Raw genomic sequence first — 24,358 nt, 5'->3', positions numbered from 1 at the left:
TTGCCGGGCAAATCTTGCGCCATGTGGCTGAGAGCTAAAAATAGGCAGGAAGCCGGTAAATCCATGCTTACTCGCTCCATACTTCTCTCACTCTTCGCTACTCTCATTCCTTGTTTGGGTTACATTGCGGTTCGCAGCTGCCGCCCGCCCTGACATGATCGAAACCGAAAACCTTACCCGACGCTATGGCAACCTCACCGCGGTCGACTCGCTGAGCATTCGTGCCGAGCCCGGCCAGGTGCTGGGGCTGCTAGGCCCTAACGGGGCCGGTAAGACCACGGTCATGCGTTTGGTAGCTGGGTTCTTGGTGCCGACCAGCGGTACGGCGCGAGTATGCGGCCACGATGTGGTCAAGCAGCCGATCAAGGCCAAGCGTGCCCTCGGTTACCTGCCCGAAGGGGCGCCGAGCTATGGCGAAATGACCGTGCGTGAATTTCTCAATTTCATCGTGCGTGTGCGGGGCCTGAGCGTGGAGCAGGGTTACCGCCGCTTCGACGAGGTCGTCGGTCGCTTGCAATTGGAGAGCGTGCTGGATACCTGCATCGACACCTTGTCCAAGGGATTGCGTCGCCGGGTCGGTCTCGCGCAGGCGATCATCCACGATCCGCCGGTGCTGATGCTCGACGAACCTACCGATGGCCTTGATCCTAATCAGAAGCACGCCGTGCGCCAGTTGATCGATGCGATGGCGCGTGAGCGCACCATCCTTATTTCCACGCATCTGCTCGAGGAAGTGCATGCCTTGTGCAACCGCGTGGTGATCATTGCCGACGGGCGCCTGCTGGCCGACGCTACGCCGGCAGAGCTGGAGGAGCGTTCGCGTTATCACGGCGCCGTGTCGTTCAGCGCGCCGGGTAGCGGCGTATCGCAGGAAATGCTCGGCCGCCTGCCGCAGGTCGCCGCCATCGAGGTCGATCCGCTGGACGGACGCATTACCGTCTTTCCCAAGCCAGGTGAGCGCATTCTCGAATCCGTCGAGACCTTGCTGCGCCAGCAAGGTCTGGAAGTATCCGAGATCCAGCTCGAACGCGGTCGCCTGGACGAGGTATTCCGGCAGATCACGACCGGCCAGCGAGTGGAGCGACGCCCGTGAGTCCGATCGGTGCCCTGGCGCGACGCGAGTTGCGTAGTTATTTCGTTACCCCGATGGCCTACGTGTTTCTGGTCATGTTCCTCGTGCTGTCGGGCATCCTTACCTTCTACAGCGGCGATTTCTATGAGCGTGGGCAGGCGGACCTGCAGCCGTTCTTTGCCATGCATCCTTGGCTATACCTGATCCTGGTGCCGGCGTTATCGATGCGCATGTGGGCCGAGGAGGCCAAGGCAGGCACCATCGAGCTGTTGCTGACCCTGCCGATCTCGTTGGCGCAAGCGATGCTGGGCAAGTTCCTGGCGGCATGGTTGTTCATCGGTCTGGCCTTGCTGTTGACCTTTCCCATCTGGGTTACCGTCAATTACCTGGGCTCGCCCGATAACGGTGTGATCCTCGCCGGCTACTTCGGCAGCTGGCTGATGGCAGGCGCCTTGCTGGCGGTGGGTGCCTGCTTGTCGGCATTGACACGTAGCCAAGTGGTCGCATTCATTCTCACCGTAGTGGTCTGCTTTCTGCTGATTCTGGCCGGGCAACCGCAGGTGCTGGATTTCCTGCAAGGCACGTTGCCGCGCAAGCTGATCAACGGCGTCGCCCACTTGAGTATGCTGCGCCACTTCGAGGCGATCGCACGCGGCGTGCTCGATGTGCGCGATATTTTCTATTTCGTCTTGAGCATTGCCGCATGGCTGACGGCCGGTGTGCTTGTGCTCGACCTGAAACGGACGTCCTGAGCGATGGCTGGCTATCGATTCGGCCGTCGCGCCACCTTGTCCGCCGCCCTGACGCTGCTGGTCGTCCTGTTTGTGCTGCTCGCGTTAGTGGGCAGCCGCTGGATGCGTGCCGATCGCATCGATCTGACATCCGACAAGCTTTATACGCTGACTCGCGGCACCGATCAGATCGTCGATTCGTTGCGTGCGCCGCTCAAACTGACGCTGTATTTCTCCGATCACGCCACCGCCGATTCGCCGCAGTTGCGTAGCTACGAACAGCGCGTGCGCGAAATGCTGCAAGAAATGGTCGCCCGCTCGCGCGGCAGGATTCGCCTGCAGATTGTCGATCCGGCGCCGTACTCGGACGACGAAGCGAGCGCGGAAGGCTATGGACTCAGTCCGATCAGCGTCGGTAACAACGGCGAGCGGGTGTTCTTCGGCCTGGTCGGCCGGACCCTGGCGCCCGGCGCCGATGGCGATGTCGACGGCGAGAACCAGCCCGGCGGCAGGACCCTGACCTTACCGGTGTTCGATCCGTCACGCGAAACGTTTCTCGAATACGACATCGCCAAGCTGTTGTACGAACTCAATCAGCCGGCCAAGCCGCATATCGGCGTCATCAGCAGCCTGCCGGTGCAGGGCAATCCGCTGATCGGCGAAGAGCCCTGGACAGTCTTCCGGCAGATGGGCCAGTTGTTCGATATCAAGACAATCGACCCGGCAAAGCTGCAGCGCATCGGCGACGATATCAAGGTCTTGCTGCTGATCCATCCCAAACATTTGTCCGACGACGCGCTGTACGCGATCGATCAGTACGTACTGCGCGGCGGTCATCTGGTGGTTTTTGTCGACCCGGACGCGGAGCTGGACAACACGCCCTTCGTGGACAGCAATGGCGTGATGGACGATCACAACTCCGACTTGCCGCGGCTGTTCAAGACATGGGGTGTGCAGTACGACCCTCAGCGCGTGGTGCTCGATCGTTCGCGCTCGCTGCGCATCGAGTTGTCCGACAACAGTGCGCTCAATCATCCGGCAATGCTCGGCTTGACCGCGCAAGAGCTCAACCATGACGACGTCGTCACCGCCAGCCTGCAACGGGTGAATGTCGCCAGCGTGGGCTTTTTCGATCTTGCGCCAACCGCGCGCACCCGGCTTATGCCGCTGCTTCAAAGCACTAGCGACGCCCAAACCGTGCCGGCGCAACGGGTGCGAGAATCCAGCCGCGACCCGGCATCCCTGCTGGACGGCTATAAGGGCGACAATACGCACTATGTCATTGCCGCGCGTCTGTACGGTCAATTTTCCAGTGCATTCCCAGAGCGCGCCAGCCAACATGGGCATCTGGCAGCATCGGCCGATAATGCCGAAGTGATTCTGGTTGCCGATACCGATCTGTTGACCGATCGCCTCTGGGTTTCCTATGCGCAAAACCTGCTTGGCCAGACACAGCTGAGTGCCATTGCGAACAACGGCGACTTCATCACCAACGTCGTCGATAACTTGAGCGGATCGTCGGCGCTGCTTTCGATCCATGGCCGCTCCACCTCGCAGCGTCCGTTTACCCGCGTACAGGCTTTGCAAAGCGCGGCCGATCAGAAATTTCTTGCGAAGAAACAGGAGTTGCAGCGCGAACTGGCTGAGACGCGCAGTCGCTTGTCGGAGTTGCAGCCGGCCAAGACCGGGCATGCCGATAGCGGCAATGCCGAGCAAAAGGCTGAGATCGAGCAGTTCCTGCAGCGCCAGCTGGCCATCAACAAGGAATTGCGCAACGTGCAGCACCAGCTCAATGCCGAGATCGATGCACTGGGTCTGCGACTGAAATTCCTCAATATCGTGCTGGTGCCCGCTCTGATTGCGATCTTTGGACTGCTGTACGGCTGGCGGCGTTCGCGTCGCAACCGTCGCCGCGCCCTATGACCGCAAGCGGCATTCTGTCGCACTGGGGCAGGGCCCGTCGAGCAGCTATGCTGTGCCGTCGCCCGCGGTGAATCTCCGATGATGTCGAGCCTGCTCAAATGGATCGTGCCCTGGGAGTTCTCCTGGGTGTTCCTGCTGACTTTCCTCGTCGCCTGCGTGCTCTACGTGCGCGGTTGCCGTCGTCTGGCGGTCAGTCGCGGTCGTCGTATCGCGTTCTGGACTGGCATGGCGATCGTCTATCTGTCGCTGCATACCTATCTGGATTATTTCGCCGAGCATGAATTCTTCATGCATCGGATCCAGCAGGTGCTCTTGCATCATCTCGCGCCTTTGCTGATCGTCGCGTCCTATCCGGGCAGCGTGTTGCGCGCCGGCCTTCCCTTCGATCTGCGCATACGCCTGCTGCGCCCGGCATTGCAGTCCTGGCCATGGCGCGCGTTCAGCGCCGTGTTTCTCAACCCAGCGGTAGCGACCGTATTGTTCGTCGCCTTCATCATCGTCTGGTTGATTCCGTCGATGCAGACGCTGGCGATGCTCGACTGGCGCATCTACCGTTTCATGAACTGGTCGATGATCGTCAGTGGCTTCATCTACTGGTGGCTGGTACTCGATCACCGGCCGCATCCGCCAGGCCGAATGGTCGCCGGCATGCGCGTGCTGTCGCCGGGCCTCACCATGAGCCCGCAGATCCTTGCCGGCGCCATCGTGACCTTTTCCAAGTCGGATCTCTACCCGATCTTCGAAATCTGCGGCCGTGCCTTTACGTTCAACGTGTTGACCGGGCAGCTTGCCGGTGGCGTGATCATGTGGGTGCCGGCGGCGATGATCGAAACCGTCGGCGGTCTGCTGGCGATGCGGCAGTGGTTGCGCCTTTCGCGTGCCGGGCGCATTCGTCGCAAGCCACGCGTCGTCGCCCGGTCGCGAAGCATGCAGCCGTCGGGCTAGTCGCCGTCGATCGTATTAGCCGGCTTGGCGACGAACTCGACAGTCGATGTGCTGCCGTCGCCGAACTGCAGCGTGACCTTTACCTTGTCGCCGACCGCAACAGGCTTGGCCGCATTCATCATCATCAAGTGATATCCGCCCGGTGCAAGCATGGCCTTGCCATGGGCGGGAATGCTCAGGCTGTCGACCATTTCCATGCGCCCCATGCCGCCTTCGGTGCTGCTCTTGTGCAGCATCACGCTGCCGTAGGACGGGCTGCTCGCGCTACGCAGGCTCACATCGCGATCGCTATCGTTGAGCAGGGTCACGAAGCCGCCCGCGGGCAGATTGGCCGGGAGCAAGCGGATCCACGGCGCACTGGCCCGAATGGCCTGTGCGTCATTGGCGAGGGCGACGCCGGGTAGAAGCAATGTGGCGAGCAGCAGCGTCTTCAACGTCATGGTGCGGTTCCCGGGGCAAGTAGCAGGTGCAAATCGTGCACCATATCGCTTTGCGGATTATTCGGCGTGGACAACAGCCGGGCCTTGCCATCCTGGTCGAAGACGTAGATCGCCGAGCTGTGGCTGACCTCGTAGTTGCCGTCCTCCTTCGCCGGCTCGCGGGTGAAGGCGGAGCGATAACGCTTGCTCAATGCTTCGATGTCGCCGGGCTTGCCGGTGAGGCCGACCGCGCGCGTGTCGAAGGCGTTGACGTAGGCATGCATGACCTCAGGCGTATCGCGCGCCGGATCGACGCTCACGAAGAGGATGCGGACACCGTCGGCCAAGGGCCCGAGCCGCTGCATCACCACGTGTAACTGCGCCAGGGTCAGCGGGCAGACATCGGGGCAATGCGTGTAGCCGAAGTAGAGCAGCACGACCTTGCCACGATAATCTTTGCCGGATACCTGCTTGCCTGCGTCGTCGGTCAGGTCGAAGTCGAGGTCCGGCATATGACCGGCGATCTGCACCAATCGCCAGGGCATGTCGTCTTGCCGGTGACAGGCCGACAAACCCAGCACCAGCAGGAGCAGCAGGGCCATACGCGCGAGGGCGGACTTCATTGCGGGCATCCATCGTGACGACAAGTTGTGTGAGGATACGACAGGCGGTGCTTCGCCGCGTTACTTTGCCGGATGCTTTCATCATGCGACAAACTGTCTCATCCGCCTGGCTGACGGGATTGGCCGGTGCCAGCGCCGTGATACTGGGCGCATTCGGTGCGCACGCGTTGCGCGATACGCTCGACGCACGCGGCATCGAGCTCTGGCATACCGCAGTGCAATATCATTTCTGGCATGCGTTGGCGCTTGGCGTGGCGACATTCGCTACCGGGCGATCGGCCCGCTGGGCCGGCATCTTGTTTGCCGTCGGCATCGTGTTGTTCAGCGGCAGCTTGTATGCGCTGGCGCTCGGCGCGCCGCGCTGGTGCGGTGCGATCACCCCATTGGGTGGCGTGGCATTTATCGCGGGCTGGGTTGTCTTGGGATTGGCGTTGCGTAAGTCGGATGCCTGATCTGCATGGCTCCTCCCCCTGCGCGCAGGGAGAGGCTCAGAGGGAGTGCATCGGAGGCGTCAGGCGCGATCCACGCGGGCCGCGTAGCACCCGGGCCGCGCCATGTGCACATGCAGATAATCGATCGCAGGATCGGCAAAGAACCGCTCGATAATCGCCTCCAGTTGCTTCCCCTCGGTCACATCCGCATCGCGCAGCATATGCTGGTTGTCGAACCCGCGTACCGACAACAATCGGCGGCGTAACTGGTCGGGTACTTCATCGATGGCGTCGTACTGCGTTTCGCCTTCGCGTACGAACAAGGCATGGTTGGAACGGTACGGCGTGTTGGCTGTCTGGTGCTCGTAGTTGACCAGGATCACCTCGGCACCTATCGGTGCATCGGTCAGGCTGATGCGGCAAGGGTAGCCGTTCGAATCGGCCACCATGCGGCACGCGCGGCGTTGGGCCAGTTCGGCATCGGACAGGGCGAAGAGCTCCTGGAACGGCTCGGCCGGTAGACCGGTAAGACGGAAAGACATGGCAGACTCCTTGGTCGGGTGTCTTGCAGTGTCTTTGCGGCACCTCTGCGCAGCCATCCGATTCTTGCGCATTTTCGAAAAAAAGGCTTTCAAAGGCTCTGTTCCATCGTCAAGATGGCGGGCAGAAAAGGATTCGTTAGAGATTCCCTCAGTTCAACAGCAGTGGCGCGATCACGTGCAGCACGATATCGGCGGAGAAATGCGCGACCATCGCGTGTTCGAGTCCGAACTTCCAATATATCGTGCCGAAAAAAAAGCCGACCAGCGCATTGAGGCCGATGACACGCGTGACGGTGAAAACGGTGAAATGCCCACCGCTGGCGACCAGCGCAGGCAGATGGCCAGCGCCGAACAGGAGGGCGGCCAGGACGATGGCGGCGATATAGATGGTGCGATTGGCCTGGCCGCGGTGAAGTCTGGCTGCCAACCAGACGAACAGGTTGACCAGGAACAGCCGGCACATGATTTCCTCGGCCGTGCCGCCGTAGAACGAAGCGAGCGCGCCACGCCAGGCGAGATCGAGGCCACGCCCGCCGATGTGATGTGTCATGGCCGATTCGGCATGCGCGTAATCGAGCGCGACGACGATAACCGCACTGATCGCACCGAGCACGATCGCCAGTAGCCAGCGGCCATGCAACGAAGGGTTCGGTCGTTGCTCTACCCATGCCCGTAGCCAAGGCGCGTCGAGGCGATAGCGTGCACCCATGATCAGGCCCAGCCACCCGAGTACGAGGCACAGCACGGTTGTTTGCAGCACCTGTATGCCAACCAGTTGCCATAGCGGTAACCGGATGCGCGCATGAGTATGTGCGAGCAATACCATCAGGTAAGGCTGTAGTAACAGGGTGGCGACAGCGGCGGCAAGGGCCAGCAGCAAAGCAAGTCGCAGGTGTCCACGCTGCGATGGCAGCGCGGGAGGCAGTGCGCTCATGACGAACTCCAGGTCAGGCGTTCGAATCGTTATCTTCGTCGTCAGCTACGGGTGCGATCTGGCCGGGCTTGAGTCGTCCATGCTTGCGCAACGCGTCGCGCAGTACGAACTCGATCTGGGCATTCACGCTGCGCAGGTCGTCGTCGGCCCAACGCTGCATGGCGTCGAGCACGACGGTACTGATGCGTAGCGGATAGGCTTTTTTATCGGCCATGCGAGATCACGGCAACCTTTGCGTATCAGTTGTAGATCGTGCCGGCATTGACTACCGGCTGGGTAGCGCGGTCCCCGCAGAGCACGACCAGCAGGTTGCTCACCATCGCTGCCTTGCGTTCCTCGTCGAGCTGCACGACACCTTCCTGACGCAGCTTGTCCAGCGCCATGCGAACCATGCCCACGGCGCCCTCGACGATGCGCTCGCGTGCGGCGACGATCGCGTTGGCCTGCTGCCGTTGCAGCATGGCCTGGGCGATTTCCTGTGCGTAAGCCAGATGGCTGATGCGCGCTTCGATCACGTTCACACCGGCGCGTTCCAGTCGAGCCTGGATTTCGTCGCGCAGGTGATTATTGATGGTCTCACCGTGGCTGCGCAGCGAAGGCTTGCCGTCGTCATGCGCATCGTAAGGATAGTTCTGCGCCATCTGCCGCAGCGCCGATTCGCTCTGGATGTGCACGAAGTTCTCGTAGTCGTCCACGCGAAACACCGCTTCAGCGGTATCGACCACCTGCCATACCACCACCGCCGCGATCTCGATCGGGTTGCCGTCGCTGTCGTTGACCTTCAGCTTGCCGCTCTCGAAGTTGCGCACGCGCAGCGAAATGCGCCGGCGGCTATAGAACGGGTTGGTCCAGCGCAGGCCTTCTTCCCGCACCGTCCCCGCGTACTTGCCAAACAGCTGCAGCACTTGGCCTTCATTGGGCGCGACCTGGAAGAAACCCTTGGCCAGGAAAGCGGTGACCAGATGAAACGGCACGCCGAAGACCATGGCGATCTGGTTGTGGTCGGCCTGCAGGTAAAAAGCCACGCCGACCGCGGCAAGCACGATGCAGACCAGCACCATCGGTATGCCGGCGAAGGAAAACCCATTGCGTTCGTTCATGACGACCCCTCCCATAGATGGGAAGAGTAGATATCAAAAAGATATCAATCTGCAAGTGCCGTCAGATCGAGGGTCCGGGCGGGGGTGCCGGGTTGAACAGCTCCCAGTACGGGCGGACCCGCTGGATCCGCAAGGTGGCGAAGACATTGGTGGCATTGAAGAAGTGCCAGGGGTCGCCGTCGCCCGAATCGATCGCGATATGGGCGTTGTCGAAGCGCCTCAGGGCTGCGTCATAGCTTTGCCAGCGACCGTTGACCCAGGCCTGCATCCAGGCATGGGGCAGGAAGACCCGCGAACTGCCTGCGTACCGGTCGGCATAGACCATGCCCGTAATCATCCGGGCGGGAATCCCTTCGGCGCGAGCCAGGGCAGTCAACAGGATGGCGAATTCGGTGCAATCGCCCTGGCGGCTACCCACCACTTCCAATGCCGATGCATAACCGATGTCCAGACCGTGCTCGGTAATGTAGTTGCTGACGAACTGGCGCAGGCGGCGCATTTTTTCCTGGTCGCTGCCGGCGTTACCCACCGCCAATGCGGCCAGTTCGCGGATCGCCGGGGCATCGGATTGCACCCAGAGATTGGGTTCGCGATCGGCATCGGTCGGCGGTGCCTGTCCACCCGGGCGTGACGGCCCGACATCGACTTGCCAGTCGCCGTCGGCCAGTCGTGTAACGTGCTGCTCATCGGTGTCGATCAGCGGTTGCGCTACCTTGCCGTTGGTATGGATCTCATAGCGTAGGAAGTTGTCGCGCAGGTACGACGGTAGCGGGCGGGGCGAGTCGACCATGGCCGCGCGGAACATATCCAGGTCCTGCTCAGGCGCCAGCGCGCAACTGCGGTCGCATGCGAGCATTTCCACTTGGCGGCCCAGCATGCTCAGTACCCCCTTGCGAACCTGCCCATCGCGATCGAGCCAGAGGTCGATCAGCTGGATGCCCTTGGGTGAGGTCAGGGTCTGGCGCTGGTGATTGAGCGTTTCCACTCCGCCGGGCAGATCGACCTGCTCTTCGCCCAGTACGTCGATCTGGATCGGCACGACCTGTTGTGTGGCCTGGTCGAACACGCGAACTTCGTAGCGCTGGCCCGTACGCCCGGCCTGAGCCAGCATGGTTCGACGCAGCCCCTCGGCCAGCACGGAGCCGCGTGGCCAATCGATGCTGGTCTGCTGCGAGGCGCCGCCGACATGGCTGATGACCTTGTACGAGCCGTCCGGCTGGCGTGTCCCATCCACGGTGCTGTCGATGGCCGACATCGATGTGCGCGAAGCGAATCCCAGCGGCTCCCCGCTCAGCGTTTCCACGCTGCGGGTCATGTTGCTCATGGGGATGCTCTTGCCGTTACGGTTGAGCATGATCTGCAACGATTGGGTGGTGGTCACCGTACCGTTGTCGCGTTCATGCTCGATCAGCAAATGGCCGATCTTGCGACCTCCCAGCCGCACGCTCATCCACGTTTCGTCGGTCGTGCCAGTGGATGCCCAGGCAGGCATCCAGGCATTCGCGCACCACAACAGCACCAGCAACGGCAGGGCGGTCAGTCGGCACATATTCGGCGTCCTGGGGTGGGACAGCTACAGTGAGCACCTATAAAAGCTTCTCGTCAATCTGCTATGCAGCGTATTCCGGGATACGGCCGTTTCCATGACCAATTGCCGTCAACTTACAATGGCCAATTGGACCATTGGAGCCCTCCCATGAAACCTTTCGGCAGCCCGTATTCCGACCATGCCCTGCGCGTCCTGCTGCTAGGCTCCGGCGAGCTGGGCAAAGAAGTGGCTATCGAATTGCAGCGCTACGCGGTGGAGGTGGTGGCGGTCGATCGCTATGCGTATGCGCCCGCCATGCAGGTGGCGCACCGCAGCCATGTGATCGACATGCTCGATGGTGCTGCCTTGCGCGCCTTGATCGCGCAGGAGCAGCCCGACCTGGTCGTACCGGAGATCGAGGCCATCCATACCCCGACCCTGGTCGAACTGGAGCAGGCCGGCCTGCGGGTGATCCCTACCGCGCGCGCTGCCTGGCTGACCATGGACCGTGAAGGTATTCGGCGCCTGGCAGCCGAACAGCTTGGATTGCCGACTTCGCCATACCGCTTCTGCGACGACCTGGATACATACCGTGGGGCAGTCGCCGCGCTGGGCATGCCGTGCGTGGTCAAACCGGTAATGAGCTCTTCCGGCAAGGGCCAGAGCGTGGTCAAACGCGCCGAGCAAGTCGATGCCGCCTGGGATTACGCCCAGTCCGGCGGTCGCGCCGGCAGGGGGCGTGTGATTGTCGAGGGCTTTATCGATTTCGATTACGAAATCACCCTGCTGACTGTGCGTCACCGCGACGGCGTCAGCTTCTGCGCGCCGATCGGTCATCGCCAGGAAGACGGCGACTATCGCGAATCCTGGCAACCGCAGCCGATGAGCGAGGCGGCCATGACCGAAGCGCAGCGCCAGGCCGAGGCGATCACCGGCGCCCTGGGCGGTTGGGGTGTGTTCGGTGTGGAGTTTTTCGTCAAGGGCGATGCAGTGATCTTTTCCGAAGTCAGCCCGAGGCCGCACGACACCGGACTGGTTACTCTTATTTCGCAGGACCTATCGGAATTCGCGCTGCATGCGCGGGCCATTCTCGGCCTACCGATTCCGGCGATTCGCCAGTGGGGCCCGTCGGCTTCTTGCGCGGTGCTGATCGAAGGCGAGGGGAGCGGTCCGCGCTATCACGGCGTAGCCGATGCACTGGCCGAGCCGGATACGCAGTTGCGCATCTTCGGCAAGCCGACGGTGAAAGGGCGCCGACGCATGGCGGTAACCTTGGCCCGCGACAGCGATATCGAGGTGGCCAAGGCCAAGGCGATTCGCGCCGCGAGCAAGCTGCGCGTAGAGCTGTAAAGGATCATTCTGAGGTGTAGGCTAGCGCGGCATTTGCCGCTACGGAGACATGCAGTATGGAATTCGCGCACTGGTTGGTCGTGGTGATAGAGACATTCGCCGCGCTATTTTTGTTATTGCTGGTGATTGTCGTGGCGGTGATCGCGGTGGTCTGGGTGATCGATCGCAACCAGGAAGCCAATTCGGTCCTGCGCAACTTTCCGGTGATCGGGCATTTTCGCTACTGGTTTCTTCACCTGGGCGAGTTCTTCCGCCAGTACCTGTATTCCAGCGATCGCGAAGAAATGCCGTTCAATCGCGCGCAGCGCACTTGGGTCTATCGCGCGGCCAAGAATGTAGATAACACCAATGCCTTCGGTTCCAGCCGCGACCTTCGCGGCGAAGGCGTGCCGTTCTTCGTCAACGCGCCATTTCCCTCGCTGGGTGAACATGTCGTCGAACCTCGGCCAATCACCATCGGCCCGTATGCGCGTGAGCCGTATAGCCATTCGGCGTTCTTCAATATTTCCGCCATGAGTTTCGGTGCGCTGTCGGCACCGGCGGTGCGCGCTTTGTCGATTGGCGCGGCGAAGGCGGGTATCTGGATGGATACGGGCGAGGGCGGTCTTGCGCCGTATCACTTGGAGGGCGGTTGCGACATCGTGTTCGAGATCGGCACCGCCAAGTACGGCGTGCGCACCATGGATGGCAAGCTCGACGATGAAAAGCTCAAGGCCGTGTGTGCGCACAAACAGGTGAAAATGGTCAGTATCAAGCTCGGCCAGGGCGCCAAGCCGGGGATGGGCGGGCTGCTGCCGGGCGCCAAGGTGACACCGGAAATTGCCGCGATTCGCGGCATCGCAGTCGGCGAGGATTCGCAAAGCCCGAATCGCCACACCGACATCGGCAACATCTATGAACTGCTCGATGCGATCAAGCATATCCGTGATCTCACCGGAAAGCCGACTGGCTTCAAGGCCGTGTTCGGCGATGTGGAGTGGATTGCCGAACTATGCGAGGAAATCCATCGCCGCGGCGTCGAGAGCGCGCCGGATTTCATCATCGTCGACGGTTCCGAGGGCGGCACCGGCGCGGCACCGCAGACCTTGATGGAAGGCGTTGGCCTGCCGTTGCACGAGTCCCTGCCGGCGTTGATCAATGTGTTGATCGAGCAAGCGTTGCGTGAGCGTATCAAAGTGATCTGCTCGGGCAAGTGCGTCACCGCTTACGATGTTGCCTGGGCGCTTTCGGTAGGGGCGGATTTTGTGAACTCCGCGCGTGGTTTCATGTTGGCGCTGGGCTGCATTCAATCGCTGCAATGCAATCGCAATACCTGCCCGACCGGCATTACTACGCAGAACCCGAAGTTGCAACGTGGCCTGGTGGTTACAGACAAGAGCGAGCGCGTATATCACTACGCGCGCAATGTGATGCAGGAAGTAGGCATCATCGCGCATAGCTGCGGTGTGGAAGAGCCGCGCCAACTGGATCGCACGCATTGCCGTATCGTTGGCGACGATGGTTTGTCGGTACCGTTGGTGAAGTTATTTCCGTATCCGCAGGTGAAGATGCGGGATACGGAAGTTGTGGGCTAACAGCAAGAGCCATCCCACTTCAACGCTCTCCTCGGCGAGTCAGGGAAGAGGGTTGGGGTGAGGGTATTCGAAGCGCGAGACATCAAAGCACCCGAACCGTCAAATATCCCGCCGAGCCCGCATTCCTTGATACCCCGCCAGCCACGCCGATACTTCCGCAGCAGGCAGCGGCGGCGACACGTGATACCCCTGCGCTTCGTCGCATGCCATACCCAGCACGCTGTCGTAGATGCGCTCGGTTTCCACGCCTTCGACCACCACGCGAAAATCCATACTGCGTGCCAGGTCTGCCACTGAGCGCACGATGGCTTCATCGTGCCGGCTGGTTGTCATGCCGCGCACGAACGATTGATCGATCTTCAGGCTGGTTGCGGGCATCTGCCGTAGCGCTGCCAGGTTGCTATAGCCAGTACCGAAGTCGTCGATAGCGATACCTGCCCCCAGGCCGCGGATCGCACTGAGATAACGCCGCGTTGTCGCGCTGTGTTCCATCAAAGTGCTTTCGGTGAATTCAAGCTCGAGCAGAGTGGGATCGACCGCGTGCCGCTCGGCAGCTTGCCGCAGGCGTTCGACCAGGTCCGTGCCCAGGTCGGTATTGGAGACATTGATCGATAAATGAATCTGATGCCCCTGGCTGCGCCATTTGGCCAGTTGCGCAAGGCCGCGGTCCAATACCCATTGAGTCAAGGAGTGCATTAAGCCAGCGCGTTCGGCCAAGCCGATGAATTGGCCTGGCGGTATCAAGCCAAGCGTCGGGTGCTGCCAGCGCGCGAGCGCTTCGACCGCCACACAGCGGCCAGTGTCGAGATCTACGCGCGGCTGATAGTGCAGATCCAGTTCGGTCTGGTCGGCCAACGCCGCCGCGAGTTCCGTGACCAGGAAAAATTCCTGGCGTTGTTGTTCATCCTGATCTTGATCGTACACGGCCCAACCGCGCGTACTCGATTGCGCGGCGTACGAAGCGCTCATGACCAGACGCAGCGGATCGCCACCGCGCAACGTACTGGCGTACATCTTCAGCAAGCCCACACCCGGCTGGATGGTCAGCGGGATGCCCAGGCAATCGAAGGGGTGGCGTAGTCGCGTCACCAAGTCGTCCAGCCGATCCGGGTCGAGGAGCATGTCGCGATCGGGCAGCAGCGCGGCAAAGCGCGTCACACCGACGTGATACAAGCGTACGTCAGCCGGCAACCAAGTCTGTGCGCGCTGCGCTACCAGTCGCATCAGCTCGTCGGCATAGGCATGACCCATGGCGCGGATGAAGGCATTGAAACGCTGCACCGGTGCCACGTCGATCGCCATGACCCAGGCGTGCGGCACGTCGCGCAGGCGCGCGCGCATGTCTTCGAAAAAAGCATGCCGGTGCGGAAGCTGTGTTACCGGATCGGTGCGTCCCAGATAGCTGCGTAGCACGACGCTGGCGCCCGCCAGTTCGGCCGCATCGCGTAAGGCGTTGCGTTGGTCGTCGCTCCAATGTTCGCGCGGAGCCAAGTCCATGACACATAGTGCGCCGATATGTTGACCTGTCAGGGTAAAAACGGGCTCGCTGGCGAAAAAGCGAATCGGTGCGGCGTCATCGAACCCCGGCGGATGTTCGGCCAGTTGCGCGTCGCCGCCTGTGTCGAGCACGACCTGGGCGGTGAGCCGATGTACGGCGTCGTTATGGAGTGGGCGCGGCGTCTGCGTGGCATGGCCGTGTGCGTCGTTACCCTTGCTATACCAATAGGTTTCTCCACTGACCAGCGCTAACGCGACCAGCGGCATGCCTAGCGAATGCGACGCCAGGCGGACAACGGCATCGAAACCGGGTACCGCGAAGCTTTCGGCGGAATCGCCGGCCGATGCGGGAGCCTGGGCGGACGGGGCATCCTGAAGCCCGGCCGCGCGCGCCCCCGGAGCCGGGCCCCTGGTCGTATGCATCGCTTAACCCCTGATGGAGGCGCAACGGTTGCGTCCGCGGCGAGCCTACTGCGGCGATGGCGCGGCAAGCAATGTTTTTTTGCGTCTCAAGAAATTGCGCTTCCTGATAAAAGGGCCGCTACTCCATCGCTGCCCAGCCACCGGGGCCGCGCAGTTGCAAGGGGCGGAAGCGGCGCTTGTAGTCCATCTTCGGATGGTTTTCGATCCAGAAACCCAGATAGACCCAAGGTAGGCCGCGCCGCTTGGCGAGCGCCACCTGCTGCAGGATGGCGAATGTGCCCAGACTGCGGGCCCGCTCGTCGGGGTCGAAGAAGGTATAGACCGCCGAGAGGCCATTGATACAGACATCGGTGACCGCTACGCCGACCAGTCGCTTGTTCAGGCGCATTTCCAGAAACAGGGTCGGGCTCCAGGGGGCGGTAAGGAAGCGCCTGAAGTCGCTGGCGTCGGCTTCGTCCATACCGCCGCCGGCATGGCGGCTACGCAGGTAGCGTTCATAGAGGGCGTGGCGCTCGGCGTTATAACCGGCCATCGACTCGGTGATGCCGATATCCGCATTGCGCTTCAGGCAGCGCTTTTGCGCTCGATGGGGCGCGAAGCGCTCGACATCGATGCGGCAAGGCGTACAAGCGCGGCAATGGCCGCAATGGGGCAAGTAGAGGTGTCCACCAGCTCGGCGGAAGCCGCGTTCCAGAGCTGCGCCGTACAACTGGTCGAGCTGCGGCGCAGCCGGATCGATAACCAGGTTCTGTGCCGTGCGCTCGGCAAAATAGCCGCAGGTGTGCGGCAGGGTCTGGAACAGGCGGACGTTATCGGAGCGCATGGCCCGATTCTATGCCCTGTCCAGGCACCTGTGGCTAGTACGATGGCAGCCGCAGCTGTCGATCAGATAACGCCCATATAGCGCAGCATCAGGATGACAAACGCCCCCGCGACAGCCAGCAGGACGATCCGGCGCACCCGGACGGCCACGCTGCGGCGGCGGAACTCCGGCGACGGGTTGCGTGCGGCGGCCAGTTCCTCGCCATGGCGAATGACCGGCTCGATACCCAGCTCACGCAACAGGTTGCGAGCACGGGTGTAGTCGTCGGCGCGGTTGATCCAGACCTGGGGCCAGTTGTCGCGGCTGTCATTACGCTGCGAGTAACTGAAACGTTGATAGCTCGGCTTGTTCCAATTGGAACGGTTCTGGACCGAGTTTTCGATGCCGTGCTCGTTGAGCAGGGCAACGACCATCTCGATGTGTTCCGGGCGGGGAGAGGTATAGATCTGGCGCATGCGCCGAGTTTACCTCGATGGGTCGGTTCGGCGCGCTATTCGCGCAGCCGGATCAGGCCTTCCTGGGCGGTCGAGGCGACCAACTGGCCGTCGCGGCTGAAGATCTGGCCGCGGGCCAAGCCGCGCGCGCCCTGGGCGGTCGGGCTGTCGAAGGAGTAGAGCAGCCACTCGTCCGCGCGGAACGGCCGATGGAACCACAAGGCGTGGTCGAGGCTGGCCATCTGCACATTGTGCGTGTAGTAGGAAATGCCGTGCGGCAGCGTGGCGGTGCCGATCAAGTTGAAATCCGAAGCATAGGCGAGCAGGGCGCGATGAAGCCCTGGCGCGTCGCCGACAGGCGCCGCCGTGCGAAACCAGATGTGCTGGATCGGCGGGCGCTTGACCGGCTTGAGCTTGTCCTGCGGCCAGACATGGCGAAATTCGATCGGCGCGTCCACGCCGAGCCAGCGCTGGATCTTCTCCGGCAGCTTGGCCAGCTGCTCGGGCGGCAGAGGCTGCATCGGCTCGATGTCCTCGGGCATCGGCACGTCGGGCATGGAGGATTGATGCTCGAAGCCTTTTTCCTCGATCTGGAACGAGATCGAGCTATTGAGAATGGGTTGGCCGTGCTGGATCGCCACCACCCGCCGGGAGGAAAACGTGCCGCCATCGCGTGTGCGTTCGACGCTGTAGACGATGGGCGCTTCGATGTCGCCGGCGCGGAGGAAATACGCATGCAGGGAATGGGCGGTGCGCGAGGCGTCGACCGTCTGTTGAGCGGCGGCCAGCGCCTGGCCTAGTACCTGGCCGCCGAACACGAACTGAGTACCGATGTCGCGGCTCTGGCCGCGGAACAGGTTGTCCTCCAGACGTTCGAGCTCGAGCAGGTCCACCAGTTCGCTGACGTGTGCTTCTTTCATGATTTCCGGTCCTTAGGACCTGCGCCAAAACGAGAAGTATAACGGGCTCATTGGCCGCGTCCGATCCGCTCCAGCCCGCTGCCCTCCAGTGCCTGGTCCCAGGGAAACAAGGGGCCGGGGTCCATCTTGCGCGCCACCTCTATGGCCGGGTCGTCGCTGGCCGGCATGCGCTCGGTGTCCAGATCCTCGTGGCCGGCGATCTGCCGCAGGTTCGGCAGGTCGCGGCGCAGCTGGGCCAGCAGGGCGCGCAAGGCGGCGATCTGATCCGTGGGATAAGCCTCCGTCATGGTCTGATGGCGGGAATCCCACCAGTTCGGATAGCGCCCGCGATTGACCAGTTCGATGCCGACCGTATGCGCATTCTGACCGCGTACGTGCCTGGCCTCCCGCGTGGCCGGCACATAGCGATAAATCGCCCCGTCACGGTCGATGTAGTAATGCCCACTTGCTCCAGTACCGCTGTCGTAGAGCACACGTTCGCCGTATTCCCGTGCCGTCGCCATGTCGGGCAGCTCGGTGCAATGGATCACTACCATGGTCACCGCATCGGCGGATCGCTCGGGCAGCAGGTCGACATAGGGCAACGGTTGATCGTGGATGGTCGGCATATTCGATAGCGTAGCGGAGGCGCGGGCCGGTTATCATGCCCAGCTTGACGTTTAATGCTCAGCAGTTGGAGACCGCGATGCGCGGCCAGATCATTCTTTCCCATGGCTCGGATTCCAGTCCGGACGCTACCAAGGTCAGCGCGCTGGCCGCGCTGGCCGAAACGCTTGGCTGGTCCACGCAGCGCCCGGACTATCGCGAGGACGATGCCCGAGGCCATGTGGGCTCGGTTGCTCCGCGCATAGCGCGGCTGCGCGCGACGGTGCAGGCCCAGTCCGTTCCGCCGATCCTCGTCGGGTCCAGCATGGGCGCTTTTGTCTCCGGCCTGGTCTCGCGCGACTTACCGGTTGCCGGCCTGTTCCTGCTGGCCACGCCACCGGAGATCCCCGGTTACGCCGACGGCTTCGATATGCGTCGCGATGTGCCGACCATGCTGATTCACGGTTGGCGCGACGATATTTGCCCGCTCGAGCCGATCTATCGTTTCGCCGGTGAGCGGCGGGTGCCGCTGCTGGCGATGGACGACGATCATCGGCTAGGCGACACCCTGGATGCGATCGTCGAACAGTTCCGGTTGTTCCTCGGCCGTCTGGCGGTCGCGTGAGCGCCTATTTCGCTACCTGCCCGAAGGGCCTGGAATACCTTCTGCGCGACGAACTCGTTGCGCTGGGTGCGGCGGACGTGCGCGAGGCATTGGCTGGCGTGCATTTCGCCGGCGAACTCGACACAGCTTACCGTGCCTGTCTGTGGTCGCGCCTGGCCAGCCGCATTCTGCTGCCACTGGCCGAATTCGATGCCGCCGATGGTGAAGCCTTATATGACGGTATGCAGGCCATCGACTGGTCCGAACACTTGGCCGCGCATGCCACCTTCGCTATCGATGCAGTCACCGCACAAAGCAAGCTGACGCATAGCCAGTTCATTGCGCTCCGGGCGAAAGACGCGATCGTCGATCAGTTCCGCCAGCGGAGCGGCGCGCGCCCGGATGTGGATACCGATGAGCCGGATGTGCGCATCAATGTGCGCTTGCGTCGCGACCGGGCTACGGTGTCGATCGATCTTGCCGGCACGCCGCTGCATCGTCGCGGCTGGCGCGAAGTGCAGGGCGAGGCGCCGTTGAAGGAGAATCTGGCGGCGGCGATGCTGCTGCGCGCCGGTTGGCCGGCGATCTACGCCGAAGGCGGGGCGCTGCTCGACCCGATGTGCGGCTCGGGTACGTTGTTGATCGAAGGCGCGTTGATGGCGGCGGATGTCGCACCGGGCTGGCGTCGCGACTATTTCGGTTTTCTCGGTTGGCAGAAGCACGACATTGCGCTGTGGCGTGGTCTGTTGGAAGAAGCACGCACGCGTGCCGATGCCGGCTTACGGAGTTTGCGCAGTTGCTTTTTCGGTTCCGATGCCGATCCGCGCATGGTGCAGACAGCCAAGCGCAATGCGCAGGAGGCCGGTGTGGCCGGCTTCTTTACGCTGGATAAGCAAGACGCGCTGCATGTGTCGCCACCGCCGGGAATCGAACGTGGCCTGGTGATCACCAATCCGCCTTACGGCGAGCGGCTTGGCGAACGCGGCGATATGCCCGCACTGTATCGCGCACTTGGCGAGACCTTGCGTGCGCGCTTTGCCGGTTGGCGTGCTGCCGTGCTCGCGGGCGATGCCGAACTCGGCCGTGCCATGCCGCTGCGCGCTGACAAGCGTTATGCGCTATACAACGGTGCGCTCGAAACCGTCTTGCTTATCTTCGAATTGCATGCGCGCGATGAGGCACCGAGAGAGGCCAAGCCGCTCTCGTCCGGCGCGCAGATGCTCAAGAACCGGTTGGAGAAAAACCTGCGCCATCTGCGCAAGCGGCTAGAGCGCGAAGGCATTGCGTGTTGGCGCGCGTATGACCAGGACATGCCCGAGTATGCCGCCGCCATCGACGTCTATGGCGACGATCGCGGCAATCAGTGGTTGCACGTGCAGGAGTACCGGGCGCCGGCGGAGATTCCGGTCGAGACGGCGCGCCAGCGTCTGCGCGAGATCGTGCGCGTAGCCGGCGAAACCTTCGGGGTGCCGCGCGAGCGCGTCGCGCTTAAGACGCGCGAGCGCGGCAAGGGCGGCTCCAAGTACGGGCATTTCGACCAACGCGGCGATTTCATCGAAGTAGAGGAGGGCGGCCTGCATTTCCTGGTCAACCTGACCGATTACCTCGATACGGGCTTGTTCCTCGATCACCGCTGGGTACGCGGCAAGGTGCGCGAACTGTCGCAAGGGCGGCGGTTCCTCAATCTGTTTGCCTACACGGCCACGGCGAGTGTTTATGCTGCCGCCGGTGGAGCACGCGACACGACCAGTGTCGACCTGTCGGCGACCTACCTGGACTGGGCGTCGCGCAATCTTGCGCTCAACGGTTTCACCGGCACGCGTCATCGCCTGGTTCAGGCCGACGCCATGGACTTCCTGAAACGCGAACGCGAGCACTACGGGCTGATCTATGTCGACCCGCCGACCTTCTCCAATTCCAAGCGGGCCGAGGATTTCGATGTGCAACGCGATCACGTCGCGCTGTTACTTGCCTGCGGCGAACGTCTGAGTCAGGACGGAGTGATTGTCTTTTCCAATAATTTCAGGCGCTTCAAGCTGGATCGCGAAGCGTTGCTGGAGCATTTCCAGATCGAGGATGTCAGCCAGGCGAGCATTCCGTTCGACTTCGCCCGGCGCCACGATATCCACGGCTGTTGGCTGCTTCGCCGGCCGCAGGCTGACGCGCCGATTAACCCGTGGGCAGGTGCCCGCATCAAAAAATGAACCCTTCAGTTCATATTAAGTGCGAAGGCTTAGTATACGAACCGTATTCACGGAGGTGTGTCATGACCAAGCGTTTTGGTGCAAAGGCCCTTGTTGTCGGTCTGGCCCTGGCCGCCATGGTGGCGGCACCGTTGACTGCATCGGCCCACGGCTGGGGCGGCGGTTATCACGGTGGCTATGGCTATTATCACGGTGGTTACCGCGGCTATCACGGCGGCTACTGGAGCGGCGGTCGTTGGGTCGCCGGTGCGATTCTGACTGGCGTAACGGCCGGTATCGTGGCTGACGCGCTCCGTCCGGCGCCGGTGTACTACGGGTACGGGCCGCGTGTGGTCTATACGCAGCCGACAGTGGTGTATAGCTCGCCTGTCGTAACGCGACGCGTGGTCGAAACCCGTACGGTCTACGAAGAGCCGACCTACACGCGCTACGTTCGCGACGACGGCGGCTATTGACCGACGCATAGAACAAAAAAAGCCCGGCTATATGCCGGGCTTTTTTATTTGTGGGCGCTGTCAGGGCTTATTGGGGTCGGCACCGCTGCCATGCCGTTTCGCCGCAGCGCTCAACTTGTCGAAGGCATGCTTGTTGATGATGCGTACGGACTGGATTGCGCAGGGCGGTTGATCGCGTGAGCGCACCGTCTCGCCGGCTTCGCCGCAGATACGGCCTTGTGCGGTGGCTTCATTGGACTCGTTGGCCCGGAAGATCAGTCCCTGGCGGCCGATACCCAATTGAGGGCAGGCACTCTGCAGCTTGACCTCATAGCGCGTGGGGCCGGTACGCACGGTCGCCGTACGTGCATCGACAATATGCCATTCATCGATACGATCGGTTCGGATGCACGAGCCGATAGGGCGCAGCGGTGTATAGGAAGGCGCTTGCGGCTCGGCGGCCTGGATGGCGTCCGACACACTGAGCAGGAGCAGAGCGGACAAAGTGGCTTTCAAGGCGTTCATCGAATCACCTCATGGCGTGGCTTGGGGGCCTTGAGGACCGGCAGACCGGCCCCATCGTCTTGCGATCGATACTGTAAATGATCCGCCATGGCCGCATCACACGATCTGAACGGACGCTCGGGCAAGGTGACAATATGCCGTTATTAGCGACAAACGGCCTGGTGGTTCTCGACAGCTGCAAGTGCCTGTCCCATCGGGTTTCTTTCCGGGGTTTTCCATGAGCCTGGCTTTTGAACCAGAGGCCGCGATAGCCTTGGCCGAACGCTACGCCAGGGTGCGCGGACGCAGCATCGGCTTGAGCGCAAGCCTCAGCGCCGAGGACATGCAGATCCAGTCCATGCCCGACGCCAGCCCGGGCAAATGGAACCTCGCTCACACGACATGGTTCTTCGAGCAATTCGTGCTCGGTCGTGACAGTCGTTACAAGCATTACAACCTCGCGTGGCATTACCTGTTCAATTCGTACTATCAGTCGGTCGGCCCGATGCATGCGCGGCCACAGCGCGGTCTGCTCTCGCGGCCGACGCTTGCCGAAGTGCTCGACTATCGTCGCCATGTGGATGACGCGATGCAGGAGCGCCTGGCAGGCGATCTGCCCGCGGATATGCTTGCGACGATCGAATTGGGCTTGCAACACGAACAACAGCATCAAGAGCTCCTGCTGACCGACATCCAGCACGCGCTTTACGCCAATCCTTTGCTGCCCGCCTATAGCAATGCACCGATGCAAACCGGTACGCCACTCATGGCAGCAGTTTCCATGACGTATATAGCCGGTAACGAAGGCCCGGTTCAGATCGGCCACGCCGGCGACGGTTTTGCGTTCGACAACGAAGGGCCGCGTCATCGCGTCTGGTTAGAGCCGCACGCGCTGGCCAACCGTCCTGTGAGCAACGCCGAGTATGCCGCCTTTATCCATGATGGCGGTTATCGCGAACCGACGCTGTGGCTCTCCGACGGCTGGGCAACCGTGCAGCGCGAACAGTGGCAGCGACCGATGTATTGGCAAGAAGACTTGTCCAGCGCCTTCACCTTGCACGGCGTGATCGCACTCGATCCGCATGCGCCGGTGTGTCACTTGAGTTATTACGAAGCCGATGCTTTCGCCCATTGGGCAGGCGCGCGCCTGCCTACGGAAGCCGAATGGGAAAGCGCCGCCGTGTCGGTGCCCGTGGAAGGCAATCTGCTGGACGACGCACCGGAGTTGCCGCGCGCGGCGCACGGCGACGGCTTTCTGCACATGTACGGTGACGTGTGGGAATGGACGGCGTCGGCCTATGCGAGTTACCCGGGCTTCAAACCGCTGCCCGGAGCGCTCGGTGAGTACAACGGCAAGTTCATGAGTGGACAAATGGTGTTGCGCGGCGGCTCGCTGGCAACGCCTCGCGATCATATCCGCGCCACCTACCGCAATTTTTTCCCGCCTCATGCGCGCTGGCAGTTCATGGGGCTTCGTTTGGCGCAAGATCGATAAGAGTACGATGCATGAGCGTTCAGGCCTACGAAGTACGTGACGACGACCGCCGCCCACCTACTGCCGACTTGTTGGAAGTCGTGCAGCGTGGCTTGCGCCTGCACCCCAAGCGCTTGCCTTCGTGGCTGTTCTACGACGAGCGTGGTTCGCAATTGTTCGAAGAGATCTGCGAGCAGCCGGAGTACTACCTGACGCGCGCGGAAATCGATCTGCTCGATGTCCATGCCAGCGATATCGCCGAAGTCCTTGGCGAAGACGTACGCCTGATCGAGTACGGCAGCGGCAACGCGATCAAGACACGCATGCTGCTGGAGCAGCTGCGTGCTCCGGTTTGCTATACGCCTGTGGAAATCTCGCCCGAGCCTTTACGCCAGAGTGTGCAGCGCTTCGGCGAGTTGTTTCCCGGGTTGGCGATCCAGCCGTTATGCGCCGACTTCACCAAGCCGTTGCGCCTGCCGGTTCCGCCGCGTGCTACTCGGCGCAACGTGCTTTATTTTCCCGGTTCGACCATCGGCAATTTCGAGGCGCGCGAAGCGATCGAGTTGCTCCGCAAGATGCGCGCAGAAGCGGGCGAGGGCGGTGGGTTGTTGATCGGCGTGGATCTGAAGAAAGATCCGGCGACGATCGAGGCAGCGTATAACGACAAGGCCGGCGTCACCGCGGCGTTCACGCTCAATATGCTCGCGCGGATCAATCGGGAGCTAGGCAGTAACTTCGATTTGGACGGCTTTCGTCATCGTGCGCACTACAACCCGATGGCTGGGCGCATCGAGACACACATCGTCAGTTTGCGCAAGCAGCAGGTCAAGGTGGGCAAGATGTTCGTCGACTTCGATGTGGACGAGGCCATGCAGGTCGAATATAGCTGCAAGTATTCCCAGGCCGATTTTGCGGCCCTGGCGGCGCATGCGGGCTTGCAGGTGCGTCATGTCTGGCTCGATCCGCAGGGGCTTTTCAGCGTGCAGTATTTGACGCGGGCGGACGTGGCTGGGCATTGGTCCATGCGCATGGCGGCGAATGGGATGGTTGGCGGCTGAAGCGCACCCCTTCACCCCAGCCCTCTTCCTCGGCAAAGCTAAGGGGAAGAGCGCTGGGGTGTGTGAGGCGGCAAACCCGCATCACGGAACGTCTAAAAACCTCTCAATCGCCCGAATATAGCGAAAGCGGATCCTATCGTTGTGGGAGCGACTTCAGTCGCGACAAGGACTTGCGGTGAGGCACGATTGTCGCGACTAAAGTCGCTCCCACAGAAAGCAAGTTTTT

25 protein-coding genes are annotated in these 24,358 nt (G+C 62.0%); 12 read left to right on the top strand and 13 right to left on the bottom strand.

Annotation, left to right across the window (positions count from 1 at the left end; all coding sequences use genetic code 11):
• Positions 1–154 precede the first annotated feature (154 nt).
• The 4 genes from VIM98_RS02130 to VIM98_RS02115 all read left to right on the top strand — a co-directional run bounded on the left by VIM98_RS02130 (position 155) and on the right by VIM98_RS02115 (position 4,671).
• Positions 155–1,093: an ABC transporter ATP-binding protein gene (locus VIM98_RS02130; protein WP_331991439.1), complete on the top strand. Its 939-nt coding sequence runs from the start codon at positions 155–157 to the stop codon at positions 1,091–1,093.
• On the top strand, positions 1,090–1,824 hold the full coding sequence (locus VIM98_RS02125) for an ABC transporter permease subunit (RefSeq protein ID WP_331991438.1): 735 nt from the start codon (positions 1,090–1,092) through the stop codon (positions 1,822–1,824). Before VIM98_RS02130 ends, VIM98_RS02125 begins: the two co-directional genes overlap by 4 nt.
• 3 nt (positions 1,825–1,827) lie before the next feature.
• On the top strand, positions 1,828–3,726 hold the full coding sequence (locus VIM98_RS02120; RefSeq protein WP_331991437.1) for a GldG family protein: 1,899 nt from the start codon (positions 1,828–1,830) through the stop codon (positions 3,724–3,726).
• 78 nt (positions 3,727–3,804) lie between these two features.
• Positions 3,805–4,671 (top strand): cytochrome c oxidase assembly protein, encoded by an 867-nt coding sequence (locus VIM98_RS02115; protein ID WP_331991436.1) that lies wholly within the window; start codon positions 3,805–3,807, stop codon positions 4,669–4,671.
• Here VIM98_RS02115 and VIM98_RS02110 read toward each other — a convergent pair.
• Positions 4,668–5,111 carry a copper chaperone PCu(A)C gene (locus tag VIM98_RS02110; RefSeq protein ID WP_331991435.1) on the bottom strand — a complete coding sequence of 148 codons (444 nt, stop codon included), beginning with the start codon at positions 5,109–5,111 and terminating at the stop codon, positions 4,668–4,670. The genes VIM98_RS02115 and VIM98_RS02110 overlap by 4 nt on opposite strands.
• Entirely contained in the window at positions 5,108–5,713 is a 606-nt protein-coding gene (locus VIM98_RS02105; protein WP_331991434.1) for an SCO family protein, read from the bottom strand. The genes VIM98_RS02110 and VIM98_RS02105 overlap by 4 nt, the downstream gene beginning before the upstream one ends.
• Positions 5,714–5,796: 83 nt before the next feature.
• Between VIM98_RS02105 and VIM98_RS02100 the strand changes: the two genes are divergently transcribed.
• Positions 5,797–6,165, top strand: coding sequence for a DUF423 domain-containing protein (locus VIM98_RS02100; RefSeq protein ID WP_331991433.1), 369 nt, complete (start codon positions 5,797–5,799; stop codon positions 6,163–6,165).
• Positions 6,166–6,224: 59 nt separating this feature from the next.
• On the opposite strand, the gene VIM98_RS02095 is transcribed toward VIM98_RS02100, so the two are convergent.
• From VIM98_RS02095 to VIM98_RS02075, 5 genes are all read right to left on the bottom strand, one after another.
• Positions 6,225–6,686 carry a DUF1203 domain-containing protein gene (locus VIM98_RS02095; RefSeq protein ID WP_331991432.1) on the bottom strand — a complete coding sequence of 154 codons (462 nt, stop codon included), beginning with the start codon at positions 6,684–6,686 and terminating at the stop codon, positions 6,225–6,227.
• A 148-nt stretch (positions 6,687–6,834) separates the two neighbouring features.
• Positions 6,835–7,620, bottom strand: coding sequence for a CPBP family intramembrane glutamic endopeptidase (locus VIM98_RS02090; protein ID WP_331991431.1), 786 nt, complete (start codon positions 7,618–7,620; stop codon positions 6,835–6,837).
• 13 nt (positions 7,621–7,633) lie between these two features.
• Positions 7,634–7,834: an Arc family DNA binding domain-containing protein gene (locus VIM98_RS02085; protein WP_331991430.1), complete on the bottom strand. Its 201-nt coding sequence runs from the start codon at positions 7,832–7,834 to the stop codon at positions 7,634–7,636.
• A gap of 25 nt (positions 7,835–7,859) precedes the next feature.
• Complete coding sequence (locus tag VIM98_RS02080; protein WP_331991429.1) at positions 7,860–8,720, bottom strand: SPFH domain-containing protein; 861 nt, start codon at positions 8,718–8,720, stop codon at positions 7,860–7,862.
• A 61-nt stretch (positions 8,721–8,781) separates the two neighbouring features.
• Entirely contained in the window at positions 8,782–10,269 is a 1,488-nt protein-coding gene (locus VIM98_RS02075; RefSeq protein WP_331991428.1) for a transglutaminase-like domain-containing protein, read from the bottom strand.
• A gap of 147 nt (positions 10,270–10,416) precedes the next feature.
• Between VIM98_RS02075 and purT the strand changes: the two genes are divergently transcribed.
• Together purT and VIM98_RS02065 are read left to right on the top strand one after the other, a co-directional pair.
• Entirely contained in the window at positions 10,417–11,598 is a 1,182-nt protein-coding gene (purT, locus tag VIM98_RS02070) for a formate-dependent phosphoribosylglycinamide formyltransferase (protein WP_331991427.1), read from the top strand.
• A 56-nt stretch (positions 11,599–11,654) separates the two neighbouring features.
• Positions 11,655–13,172, top strand: coding sequence for an FMN-binding glutamate synthase family protein (locus VIM98_RS02065; protein ID WP_331991426.1), 1,518 nt, complete (start codon positions 11,655–11,657; stop codon positions 13,170–13,172).
• 99 nt (positions 13,173–13,271) lie between these two features.
• On the opposite strand, the gene VIM98_RS02060 is transcribed toward VIM98_RS02065, so the two are convergent.
• The 5 genes from VIM98_RS02060 to VIM98_RS02040 form a co-directional block, all read right to left on the bottom strand.
• A complete protein-coding gene (locus VIM98_RS02060) occupies positions 13,272–15,092 on the bottom strand; it encodes a sensor domain-containing phosphodiesterase (protein WP_331991425.1) in 1,821 nt (606 codons plus the stop codon).
• Positions 15,093–15,210: 118 nt separating this feature from the next.
• Positions 15,211–15,915 carry an arginyltransferase gene (locus tag VIM98_RS02055; protein ID WP_331991424.1) on the bottom strand — a complete coding sequence of 235 codons (705 nt, stop codon included), beginning with the start codon at positions 15,913–15,915 and terminating at the stop codon, positions 15,211–15,213.
• 62 nt (positions 15,916–15,977) lie between these two features.
• Positions 15,978–16,370 carry a putative signal transducing protein gene (locus VIM98_RS02050; RefSeq protein WP_331991423.1) on the bottom strand — a complete coding sequence of 131 codons (393 nt, stop codon included), beginning with the start codon at positions 16,368–16,370 and terminating at the stop codon, positions 15,978–15,980.
• 35 nt (positions 16,371–16,405) lie between these two features.
• Positions 16,406–17,269: an acyl-CoA thioesterase II gene (gene tesB / locus VIM98_RS02045; RefSeq protein ID WP_331991422.1), complete on the bottom strand. Its 864-nt coding sequence runs from the start codon at positions 17,267–17,269 to the stop codon at positions 16,406–16,408.
• A 47-nt stretch (positions 17,270–17,316) separates the two neighbouring features.
• A complete protein-coding gene (locus VIM98_RS02040) occupies positions 17,317–17,877 on the bottom strand; it encodes an N-acetylmuramoyl-L-alanine amidase (protein ID WP_331991421.1) in 561 nt (186 codons plus the stop codon).
• 77 nt (positions 17,878–17,954) lie between these two features.
• Here VIM98_RS02040 and VIM98_RS02035 point away from each other — a divergent pair, with 77 nt between their 5' ends.
• The 3 genes from VIM98_RS02035 (at position 17,955) to VIM98_RS02025 (ending at position 21,117) form a co-directional block, all read left to right on the top strand.
• Positions 17,955–18,479, top strand: a complete 525-nt coding sequence (locus VIM98_RS02035) for an alpha/beta hydrolase (protein WP_331991461.1) — start codon at positions 17,955–17,957, stop codon at positions 18,477–18,479.
• Positions 18,476–20,662, top strand: coding sequence for a bifunctional 23S rRNA (guanine(2069)-N(7))-methyltransferase RlmK/23S rRNA (guanine(2445)-N(2))-methyltransferase RlmL (gene rlmKL / locus VIM98_RS02030; RefSeq protein WP_331991420.1), 2,187 nt, complete (start codon positions 18,476–18,478; stop codon positions 20,660–20,662). Before VIM98_RS02035 ends, rlmKL begins: the two co-directional genes overlap by 4 nt.
• A gap of 62 nt (positions 20,663–20,724) precedes the next feature.
• Positions 20,725–21,117, top strand: coding sequence for a hypothetical protein (locus tag VIM98_RS02025; RefSeq protein WP_331991419.1), 393 nt, complete (start codon positions 20,725–20,727; stop codon positions 21,115–21,117).
• 60 nt (positions 21,118–21,177) lie between these two features.
• Here VIM98_RS02025 and VIM98_RS02020 read toward each other — a convergent pair whose 3' ends face one another.
• A complete protein-coding gene (locus VIM98_RS02020) occupies positions 21,178–21,621 on the bottom strand; it encodes a DUF6491 family protein (RefSeq protein ID WP_331991418.1) in 444 nt (147 codons plus the stop codon).
• 217 nt (positions 21,622–21,838) lie between these two features.
• Between VIM98_RS02020 and egtB the strand changes: the two genes are divergently transcribed.
• The gene (egtB, locus tag VIM98_RS02015) at positions 21,839–23,095 is read left to right on the top strand and encodes an ergothioneine biosynthesis protein EgtB (RefSeq protein ID WP_331991417.1); all 1,257 of its coding nucleotides are present in this window, start codon (positions 21,839–21,841) and stop codon (positions 23,093–23,095) included.
• A gap of 11 nt (positions 23,096–23,106) precedes the next feature.
• A complete protein-coding gene (gene egtD / locus VIM98_RS02010; RefSeq protein WP_331991416.1) occupies positions 23,107–24,132 on the top strand; it encodes an L-histidine N(alpha)-methyltransferase in 1,026 nt (341 codons plus the stop codon).
• The last annotated feature ends 226 nt before the right edge of the window (positions 24,133–24,358 follow it).

The sequence above is a fragment of the Dyella sp. genome (assembly GCF_036568765.1).
GTDB lineage: Bacteria > Pseudomonadota > Gammaproteobacteria > Xanthomonadales > Rhodanobacteraceae > GSA-30.
Note: the sequence above shows the minus strand (reverse complement) of the source record. Positions and strands in the feature narration are given on the sequence as shown.

What these genes read in the sequence shown, in the direction of transcription:
- VIM98_RS02055 (WP_331991424.1), bottom strand. Translation starts at nt 15,915, where the DNA reads ATGCGCTCCGATAACGTCCGCCTGTTCCAGACCCTGCCGCACACCTGC.
- VIM98_RS02115 (WP_331991436.1), top strand. Translation starts at nt 3,805, where the DNA reads ATGATGTCGAGCCTGCTCAAATGGATCGTGCCCTGGGAGTTCTCCTGG.
- VIM98_RS02075 (WP_331991428.1), bottom strand. Translation starts at nt 10,269, where the DNA reads ATGTGCCGACTGACCGCCCTGCCGTTGCTGGTGCTGTTGTGGTGCGCG.
- VIM98_RS02040 (WP_331991421.1), bottom strand. Translation starts at nt 17,877, where the DNA reads ATGCCGACCATCCACGATCAACCGTTGCCCTATGTCGACCTGCTGCCC.
- VIM98_RS02090 (WP_331991431.1), bottom strand. Translation starts at nt 7,620, where the DNA reads ATGAGCGCACTGCCTCCCGCGCTGCCATCGCAGCGTGGACACCTGCGA.
- VIM98_RS02130 (WP_331991439.1), top strand. Translation starts at nt 155, where the DNA reads ATGATCGAAACCGAAAACCTTACCCGACGCTATGGCAACCTCACCGCG.
- VIM98_RS02105 (WP_331991434.1), bottom strand. Translation starts at nt 5,713, where the DNA reads ATGAAGTCCGCCCTCGCGCGTATGGCCCTGCTGCTCCTGCTGGTGCTG.
- egtD (WP_331991416.1), top strand. Translation starts at nt 23,107, where the DNA reads ATGAGCGTTCAGGCCTACGAAGTACGTGACGACGACCGCCGCCCACCT.
- VIM98_RS02065 (WP_331991426.1), top strand. Translation starts at nt 11,655, where the DNA reads ATGGAATTCGCGCACTGGTTGGTCGTGGTGATAGAGACATTCGCCGCG.
- VIM98_RS02120 (WP_331991437.1), top strand. Translation starts at nt 1,828, where the DNA reads ATGGCTGGCTATCGATTCGGCCGTCGCGCCACCTTGTCCGCCGCCCTG.
- VIM98_RS02060 (WP_331991425.1), bottom strand. Translation starts at nt 15,092, where the DNA reads ATGCATACGACCAGGGGCCCGGCTCCGGGGGCGCGCGCGGCCGGGCTT.
- VIM98_RS02025 (WP_331991419.1), top strand. Translation starts at nt 20,725, where the DNA reads ATGACCAAGCGTTTTGGTGCAAAGGCCCTTGTTGTCGGTCTGGCCCTG.
- egtB (WP_331991417.1), top strand. Translation starts at nt 21,839, where the DNA reads ATGAGCCTGGCTTTTGAACCAGAGGCCGCGATAGCCTTGGCCGAACGC.
- VIM98_RS02100 (WP_331991433.1), top strand. Translation starts at nt 5,797, where the DNA reads ATGCGACAAACTGTCTCATCCGCCTGGCTGACGGGATTGGCCGGTGCC.
- VIM98_RS02050 (WP_331991423.1), bottom strand. Translation starts at nt 16,370, where the DNA reads ATGCGCCAGATCTATACCTCTCCCCGCCCGGAACACATCGAGATGGTC.
- VIM98_RS02020 (WP_331991418.1), bottom strand. Translation starts at nt 21,621, where the DNA reads ATGAACGCCTTGAAAGCCACTTTGTCCGCTCTGCTCCTGCTCAGTGTG.
- VIM98_RS02110 (WP_331991435.1), bottom strand. Translation starts at nt 5,111, where the DNA reads ATGACGTTGAAGACGCTGCTGCTCGCCACATTGCTTCTACCCGGCGTC.
- VIM98_RS02095 (WP_331991432.1), bottom strand. Translation starts at nt 6,686, where the DNA reads ATGTCTTTCCGTCTTACCGGTCTACCGGCCGAGCCGTTCCAGGAGCTC.
- VIM98_RS02085 (WP_331991430.1), bottom strand. Translation starts at nt 7,834, where the DNA reads ATGGCCGATAAAAAAGCCTATCCGCTACGCATCAGTACCGTCGTGCTC.
- tesB (WP_331991422.1), bottom strand. Translation starts at nt 17,269, where the DNA reads ATGAAAGAAGCACACGTCAGCGAACTGGTGGACCTGCTCGAGCTCGAA.
- VIM98_RS02080 (WP_331991429.1), bottom strand. Translation starts at nt 8,720, where the DNA reads ATGAACGAACGCAATGGGTTTTCCTTCGCCGGCATACCGATGGTGCTG.
- purT (WP_331991427.1), top strand. Translation starts at nt 10,417, where the DNA reads ATGAAACCTTTCGGCAGCCCGTATTCCGACCATGCCCTGCGCGTCCTG.
- VIM98_RS02035 (WP_331991461.1), top strand. Translation starts at nt 17,955, where the DNA reads ATGCGCGGCCAGATCATTCTTTCCCATGGCTCGGATTCCAGTCCGGAC.